We start from the raw sequence: 8,076 nt of genomic DNA, 5'->3' as shown, positions 1-8,076 counted from the left end.
CCTTGGCTTTTGCTCCGGCAAGTGCCTTCGCTTGCACCTCTTCTGCAAGCCGCAATCTCTCAGCCTCGGCATCCGCCTGCGCCCTGGCAATCGCCTCTGCCTCTGCTTTGGCCTTTGCATCAGCAAGTGCCTTTGCTTGCGCTTCTTCTGCAAGCAGCAGCCTTTCAGCTTCTGCTTCCGCTTTCTCCTTGGCCTTTGCACCAGCAGCACAACGGCCTTCTCCGCGTCACGTTTTGCTTGCTCAGCAGCCGCTAGTTGTTCTTCCAGCTCTTTTGCTTTTTCGGCTTTGACGGCCGGGGTAAAGTCGAAAAACAGAACCACTCTGTTTTCGTCTGAATAATCGAGCATCGGGGTAATGTAGTTATAGCGAGGGTCGATCTTTCTAAATCGACCTGTCACACCCTTCCCTGCGGTCAAAATATCAAATCGTTTTTCAAACACGCTTTCAGCCATGCCTTCGGATAATTCATTTCCATTATCCAACGACACGCTGACAGTGCCACCATTCAAAATTGCTTTACCACCGATATCGAGTCTGTTGATCACCGCTAAGTCTGGCGTAAACTCAACGTCCAACTGACTGCCCTTCTCAAAGGTCGCATCTTCACCGACATGAAGTACCCCTGCTCGAGTTTCAAAATTGCCGGCACTTACTGTTCCCCCACTCTTTACCAGAAGGTAATCTATCGAACCCACACCATAGAGATAACCATTAACAGTGACCAAATTTCGGATAGCCCCGTCTAACGCCAGAGATGCCCCCTTATCGACCAGAACGGGAGACTGCAGCGAAGGAACGATTGCCACCCCATCATCGCCGAGCAGCTCCTGTCCAGCTAGATCGGACTTGTTGTCCGAGACCATCAGCGTGCCTTCTTTAATGCGTGTTTCACCTGAATAGGTATTCACGCCTTCAAGTACCAGCATCCCCGAGCCAGTTTTTGTCAATCCGGCATCAAGGTTTAAAAGCTCGGCATATATGGCCTCGAGCGCAGCGATTTTCTCCGCAATAATTTTATCAGGATGATCGAAACTGGTTTCGGCTTGCTTGGTTTTCAAAGCAGCAAGCTCCTCTGCAATTTGTGCTTTGCGCTGCTCAAGCAAGGCATTTGATATATTATTTTTCCAGGTAATTTCAGTCTCGTCTCCGCTCACATTCGCGGTGAAACGCCGTAAAAATTGAATGGGGCCCCGCTTTTCCTCGTTGACATCGATCATGGCAGAGCGATCTGTAGCCCGGCTTTTGGCAGCGGCTACTTTCAAAATGTCGAGAAGCTCCCGTTCGCCGAGATAGGGATGATATTTCCGCAACCTCTCCAACGATTTGTTGTCGCTGGGAAAGGATATGATTTCATGACCCTCGATATCAAAGGCGAAAGGATCGCCTCCAGTCTGCGCGCTTTTATCAGGACCGGCGTCTGCCTTGACCGCACTCTCGGCATAGCTTGGATAGCTTGTTGCCAAAAGGATGAGCGTCGAAACGACTCTATATTTCAAACGATTACGAAAATCTGCAATGGAATAGGTTTTTGCGCCAAAATTGGCCCAGCTCAAAGAATAAGCCATAAAGAAACTCCGATACACAATACAAAAATCAGATACGCTTTACAGTTGCATTTAATGAATGTTGCATAACCATAGATTGCATATGGAGGCCGTCAATTAGGCTTTAGGCTTATGGAAATTTGCATTTGCTCCGCAGAAAATATTAGTTGGAAGATCGCAATATGGGCGATAACAGGAGGGAGTTTTCCAACCGTAGGCTAGATTTAACTTACTGATTACAAATATCTTTTTTTAACGCACCCTATTCCATGTCCGTCTGCGGCAGCTCGATGCCGGATAATTCGGCAAGAGTCATACGGGCGGCGCTGACGCGCGCAAAACGTAATGTCATTGCCTTGCGTGTTGCGCCTGCCAGCTTGTGCTCGGGCGCATCACGGATGATCTCGGCACCATATCCATCAGATAGAATGAAGCCGCAATCGTCGGGGAATATATCGGCTGGAACACCCGGATGAGTAGCAAAAAACAGCCGGTCGCAATAATCGCGATAGGTCGGCCATTTTCGATCAACCTTCCAGTCCTCGATCGATGATTTTATTTCGACAATCCAGATTTCACCATTGCGGGACAAGGCCACAAGATCGGCGCGACGGCCGGAAGCAAGCGACAATTCCGGCATGACTGCCAAGCCCATTTCGAGGAAAAGCCGCTGCACGCCGCGCCGCACCAGCATGGCATTTTCGGATTGGCGGCCATCAATAAGCGGATTGGTCTGGCTCAGACTGACTATAGGCATGACGGCGAATCTATCGGCAATTTTGCAACCATGTGGTGGAAAATACACCCACAGGTAGGTGAAAACCATGGTTAATGGAAAACTAAGCTTTACGGTTAATGAAGCTTTAACAATAATGGCGCTAAAGAGGCAACAATAAGTAACATATAGATTCGCACAACCAACGGGGTGATCATGCGATTTAAAACTATCGTTCTTGCGGCTGGCCTTATGGGCGCAACTGCTCTAGCCGGCTGTTCCACGATCGGGTTTAATTACTCAACAGCCTCCTATAGTTCAGTTTCGGATGCAGGTTACGTTCTCCCCGCCATTCCCCGTGCAAAAATCCCGCCGCAATTCCTGCGACAGGAAGTTCGCTATGATGGCGGTGAAACACCAGGAACGATCATCGTCGATACACAGACAAAATTTCTCTACTTCGTTCTGGGCGGCGGCAAGGCCATGCGTTACGGCATAGGCGTCGGCAAGGAAGGCTTTGAGTGGAACGGTGCGGCACGCATTGCGCTCAAGCGTGAATGGCCGACATGGACCCCGCCAAAAGAAATGATCAAGCGCAAGCCGGAACTGGCTGAATTCCGCAATGGCATGGGACCCGGCCTTCAAAACCCGCTTGGCGCCCGCGCCCTCTATCTCTTCAACAAGGGCGGCGATACCGGCTATCGCCTGCATGGCACGCCGGAGTGGTGGTCCATCGGCAAAGCCATGTCTTCAGGATGCATCCGCCTGATGAATCAGGATATTATCGACCTTTACAATCGCGCCGAGGTTGGTGCCAAGGTTGTCGTCCGCTAGAAGAATTCCGCTCAGGCGGAACCACAAAACATTGCAGCAAAAGGCCACTTTCGAGTGGCCTTTTTGTTGGATGAGTAGGGTCCGGACCCTAGAATACGGCGAAGGCTTCAACCCGTCTTTATTTCCCTCCCCTGATTTTGCCGTGTTGACCTGATCATCTGCCGCCTCATAGATTGCACCTGTCGATCTTGGACCAACCCGGATAGAGGCTAAAACTGGAAAGTGAATATGTTTAAAACCGTTGCCACCACACCATTCGATGACCAAAAGCCCGGCACGTCAGGGCTTCGCAAGAAGGTTCCTGTTTTCCAACAGCCCAATTATGCGGAGAACTTCATTCAGTCCGTATTCGACGCGCTTGAAGGATATGAAGGCAAAACACTGGTGATCGGCGGAGATGGCCGCTTCTACAATCGCGAAGTCATCCAGATCGCCTTGAAAATGGCAGCCGCCAATGGTTTCGGCCGGGTGCTCGTGGGGCAAGGCGGCATATTATCCACTCCGGCGGCGTCCCATCTCATTCGCAAATATGGAGCCTTTGGCGGGCTGATTCTGTCTGCCAGCCACAATCCCGGCGGCCCCACCGAAGATTTCGGTATCAAATATAATATCGGCAATGGTGGCCCCGCGCCGGAAAAAATTACCGAAGCTATTTTCGCCATTTCCAAGACCATCAAGGAATACAGGATCGCTGAGAGCGCCGACATTGATATCGACACAATCGGCACTCAGAAACTTGGCGATATGGATGTGGAGATTGTCGATTCCGTTGCCGATTATGCGGCCTTGATGGAAACACTTTTCGATTTTGACGCTATCCGCGCCTTGATCAAGTCGGGCTTCACCCTGCGTTTCGATTCCATGCATGCGGTTACGGGCCCCTATGGCAAGGAAATTCTCGAAAAGCGCCTCGGCGCGCCGGAAGGCACCTGCCTCAACTTCGTGCCGCTGACGGATTTTGGCGGCCACCACCCTGATCCTAATCTGGTTTACGCCAAGGAACTCTACGACCTTCTCATGTCTGCGGATGGTCCTGATTTTGGTGCTGCTTCCGATGGCGATGGCGACCGCAACCTCATCATTGGCAAGGGTATCTTCATCACCCCTTCAGACTCGCTTGCCATGCTGGCAGCCAATGCCCACCTTGCGCCAGGCTATAAGGCCGGGCTTAAGGGCATTGCCCGCTCCATGCCCACCAGCGGCGCCGCCGACCGCGTGGCGGAGAAGCTGAAAATCGGCATGTATGAAACCCCGACGGGCTGGAAATTCTTCGGCAATCTGCTCGATGCGGATATGGCGACCATCTGCGGCGAGGAAAGCTCCGGCACAGGTTCAAACCATGTGCGCGAGAAGGATGGGCTTTGGGCCGTGCTGCTCTGGCTCAATATCCTTGCAGTGCGCAAGGTCAGCGTTCAGGAAATTGCGCTTGAGCATTGGGCCCAGTATGGCCGCAACTATTATTCACGCCACGATTATGAAGGTGTCGACACGGCCAGTGCAAACAAGGTTATCGACGCGTTGCGGGCCAAGCTCGCCAGCTTGCCGGGCACCTCCGTTCAGGGACTGAAAATCGCAGCTGCCGATGATTTTGCCTATCATGATCCGGTCGACAAATCCGTCAGCGAGCATCAGGGCATTCGCATCCTGTTTGAAGGCGGCTCCCGCGTTGTCTTCCGCCTGTCCGGCACAGGAACATCCGGCGCTACGATCCGCGTTTACATTGAACGCTATGAGCCGGACCCGTCACGACATGATCTGGAAACGCAAGGGGCGCTTGCAGATCTTATCCTTGCTGCCGAAGAGCTTTCCGCCATCAAAGCCCAGACGGGCCGCAAAGAACCGAGCGTAATCACGTAAAGGGCAGTCGGAAGGCAGAGGCTGCTGAACCAGCCCAACGGACATAATCCAGCAATGTGTGTCAGACCACACTCGCTGGATTTATGCTGCCATAAACTCCACCCTCATCGAACTTTCAAAACATCAAGGGGCATTGATGACCCAACTTCGCACGCTTTACCCAACGATAGAACCTTATGAAACAGGTATGCTCGACGTAGGAGATGGGCACTCCATCTATTATGAACGCTCCGGTAAACGGGGTGGGAAACCTGCCGTCTTTTTGCATGGCGGTCCAGGAAGCGGTGTTTCTTCGAACCACCGGCGCCTATTCAATCCTGATGTCTACGATGTCCTGTTATTTGATCAGCGTGGTTGCGGAAAGTCTGTTCCACATGCTGATCTTCATGCGAATACAACATGGCATCTCGTGGAGGATATCGAGCGGTTGCGAAAGCTGATCGGCGTTGACAAATGGATGGTCTTTGGAGGTTCATGGGGATCTTCGCTTGGCCTCGCCTACTCGCAAAAACATCCGGAACATGTCAGTGAATTGATCCTGCGCGGCATCTATACTGTCACAAAGGCAGAAATCGACTGGTATTATCAGTTCGGCGTTTCCGAGATGTTTCCAGATAAATGGGAGCTTTTTCAGGCACCCATTCCCTTGGAAGAGCGCGGTAATATGGTGGCGGCATACCATAAACGTTTGACCGGAGACGACAAAATTGCCCAGCTTGAAGCGGCTAAAGCATGGACGATCTGGGAAGGCGAGACGGTGACGCTTCTTCCCGATCCCGAATATTCCGCACGCTTCAGGGATGGTCACTACGCTCTCGCCTTCGCCAGATTGGAAAACCACTATTTTATAAATGGCTCGTGGCTGGAGGAGGGGCAGTTGCTTCGTGACGCTCATAAGCTCCATGGCATTCCGGGTGTAATTGTTCAGGGGCGCTATGACATGCCCTGCCCGGTAAAATATGCCTATGCGCTTCACAAGGTCTGGCCTGATGCCGAATTTCATCTTATCGAAGGGGCAGGTCACGCCTATACGGAACCGGGCATACTCGATCGGTTAATTCGGGCCACCGACCAATTTGCCGGACTCTAGATTTCATCACCTTACATCCTGTCATGAGACGCGGCGCGGTTCCTGCGCGAATGGGCTGAGGCCCAACCACTGTTGCATGGAGGCGGCGATTGCAGGATCGCCGTCAAATTCAAGGTTGCCAGCATCCACCTCCCGCCGGACCATTGAGAGGCCCATCCAGATTGCGGTCATGCTCTTCAATGAACTCGTGATGAGCAGATCAATGTCATATCCCGGATCAAACCCGCAAAGGTCAACAGAACCGTCCTCAACGACAAGCCAGAAATTTTGCCGCGCTTGAGGCAGTTCAGGGTACAGAAATTGAATCGTACACCGGCGCTGCGGCAATGGTTTCGGATTGAGATGACGGCGCATATCCCACATCAGCAACGATGGATCGAGATTCTTCAGCGAAACCTTGGATTCCACCCAGCGCTGCCCCCAAAAACCGATCCCCATGATTACGGGGCGCAAATCCTCACCGGCCGCCGAAAGATGATACTCCAGAACGCCCGCAGCATTTGGAACCGTCATTATGACGCCAGCGCGTTCAAGCTCTTTCAGGCGTTTTGAAAGGAGTGCGGGCGACATGCGCGGCACGCCCCGGCGCAAATCATTGAAGCGCGTCGTGCCGCATAAAAGCTCCCGCAAAATCAGCGTTGTCCATCGAGAGCATAATATTTCAGAGGCCATCGACACCGGACAGAACTGACCGTATCCGCCATGCGTTTCCATGAGTCCCCCTCAGGACTTTATTTTGTTTGAAGGTACTCCAAAAGATCGGGCAAGGGAACGGGCTAGTTCATTTCGTGAACTAGACGAAGCCCGTCAATGAGAGGATTTTTACTTTCACTAAAAACAAAAGCGAGGAGAACATCATGAACACCATGGCACATTCATCATCGGTTGATAATGCCGAGACACATTCTCATGCGAGCCCTGCCGCTGAGATTGCTCGCACATTGTCATCCGCTTTCGCCGATAATGCCGGTCATATCGATGCGACGGATACATTTGTCGCCGATAATTACAGGTTGCTCCAAGAAGCCGGCCTTATCGAAATCGGCGTACCGCTTGAACTTGGAGGTGGAGGCGCGAATGTTACGGAACTGGCGGAAATGTTGCGGATTATCGCACATGCATGCCCCTCGACCGCGCTGGCTTTTTCCATGCACACCCATCAGGTGGCAATTCCCGCTTGGCGTTGGCAGCATCAGAAACTGGCTGCCGTAGAACCTCTGTTGAAACGTGTTGCGGCCGAAAAGCTGATCCTGCTTTCCAGCGGCGGTTCCGACTGGATTGGCGGCTCCGGCAAGGCCGTTAAAGTTGATGGCGGTTATCGCATCTCGGCGCGAAAAATATTCACCTCGGGGGCTAATGCGGGCAATCTTTTGATGACGGGCGCCATGGTTGAAAATGACGACGGATCACATAACGTCATCCATTTTGCTGCTCCCATGAAGGCCGAGGGAGTGAGCGTCGTTGAAACCTGGAAGGCAATGGGCATGCGCGGCACTGGTTCCAACGACGTCATTTTCGATAATCTGTTTATTCCTGATAGCGGCGTCGCCCTCTCACGCAAGGCTGGCGAATGGCATCCTTTGTTCCAGATCATTTCCACAATTGCCTTTCCGCTGATCTATGCGGTTTATCTTGGCGTTGCTGAAAGCGCGCGTGATATTGCCGTTGGCCTCGCCGGTAAGAAACCCTTGAGCGCTCACAGCTTCAATCTTGCTGGCCGAATGGATACAAACTTGCGCGCCGCGCAACTGGCGCATCAGTGGATGGTGAACATAGCTGCCCGCAACGCGCCCTCTGCGACAACCGTCAATGAAACTATGATCGGTCGGTCTCTTGTCGCCGAACACGCGATTAAAGCCGTGGAATTGGCAATGGAATTGGCGGGCGGCAGCGGATTTTACCGGGATAACCGTCTTGAACAGCGTTTCCGCGACATACAGGGCGCCCGCTACCATCCGCTACAGCAGGGCCCGCAGGCCCATTATGCCGGAGCAATGGCTTTGGGCCAGCCTGTGGACCATATCTTTTAAAGGGG

The 8,076-nt window shown here is 52.5% G+C and carries 7 protein-coding genes; 4 read left to right on the top strand and 3 right to left on the bottom strand.

The features are described from left to right. Together AC6CHM_RS21330 and AC6CHM_RS21325 are read right to left on the bottom strand one after the other, a co-directional pair. On the bottom strand, positions 1 to 1,464 hold a 1,464-nt coding region (locus AC6CHM_RS21330), incomplete at its 3' end, for an autotransporter-associated beta strand repeat-containing protein (protein ID WP_498174679.1). A gap of 343 nt (positions 1,465 to 1,807) precedes the next feature. Next, entirely contained in the window at positions 1,808 to 2,302 is a 495-nt protein-coding gene (locus AC6CHM_RS21325) for an MmcB family DNA repair protein (RefSeq protein WP_498174677.1), read from the bottom strand. Positions 2,303 to 2,476: 174 nt separating this feature from the next. On the opposite strand from AC6CHM_RS21325, the gene AC6CHM_RS21320 reads away from it, so the two are divergent. The 3 genes from AC6CHM_RS21320 (at position 2,477) to pip (ending at position 6,041) form a co-directional block, all read left to right on the top strand. Further along, positions 2,477 to 3,094, top strand: a complete 618-nt coding sequence (locus AC6CHM_RS21320) for a L,D-transpeptidase (RefSeq protein ID WP_115051513.1) — start codon at positions 2,477 to 2,479, stop codon at positions 3,092 to 3,094. A 228-nt stretch (positions 3,095 to 3,322) separates the two neighbouring features. Beyond that, positions 3,323 to 4,951 carry an alpha-D-glucose phosphate-specific phosphoglucomutase gene (locus tag AC6CHM_RS21315; protein ID WP_498174674.1) on the top strand — a complete coding sequence of 543 codons (1,629 nt, stop codon included), beginning with the start codon at positions 3,323 to 3,325 and terminating at the stop codon, positions 4,949 to 4,951. A 136-nt stretch (positions 4,952 to 5,087) separates the two neighbouring features. Beyond that, positions 5,088 to 6,041 carry a prolyl aminopeptidase gene (gene pip, locus AC6CHM_RS21310; RefSeq protein WP_435530084.1) on the top strand — a complete coding sequence of 318 codons (954 nt, stop codon included), beginning with the start codon at positions 5,088 to 5,090 and terminating at the stop codon, positions 6,039 to 6,041. A gap of 21 nt (positions 6,042 to 6,062) precedes the next feature. Here pip and AC6CHM_RS21305 read toward each other — a convergent pair whose 3' ends face one another. Further along, on the bottom strand, positions 6,063 to 6,755 hold the full coding sequence (locus tag AC6CHM_RS21305; protein WP_115051516.1) for a winged helix-turn-helix transcriptional regulator: 693 nt from the start codon (positions 6,753 to 6,755) through the stop codon (positions 6,063 to 6,065). 152 nt (positions 6,756 to 6,907) lie between these two features. Here AC6CHM_RS21305 and AC6CHM_RS21300 point away from each other — a divergent pair, with 152 nt between their 5' ends. Next, the gene (locus AC6CHM_RS21300) at positions 6,908 to 8,071 is read left to right on the top strand and encodes an acyl-CoA dehydrogenase family protein (protein ID WP_337353994.1); all 1,164 of its coding nucleotides are present in this window, start codon (positions 6,908 to 6,910) and stop codon (positions 8,069 to 8,071) included. Positions 8,072 to 8,076 lie beyond the last annotated feature (5 nt).

The sequence above is a fragment of the Phyllobacterium sp. GQ127 genome (assembly GCF_059758635.1).
This window is presented reverse-complemented; position numbering and strand designations above follow the sequence as displayed.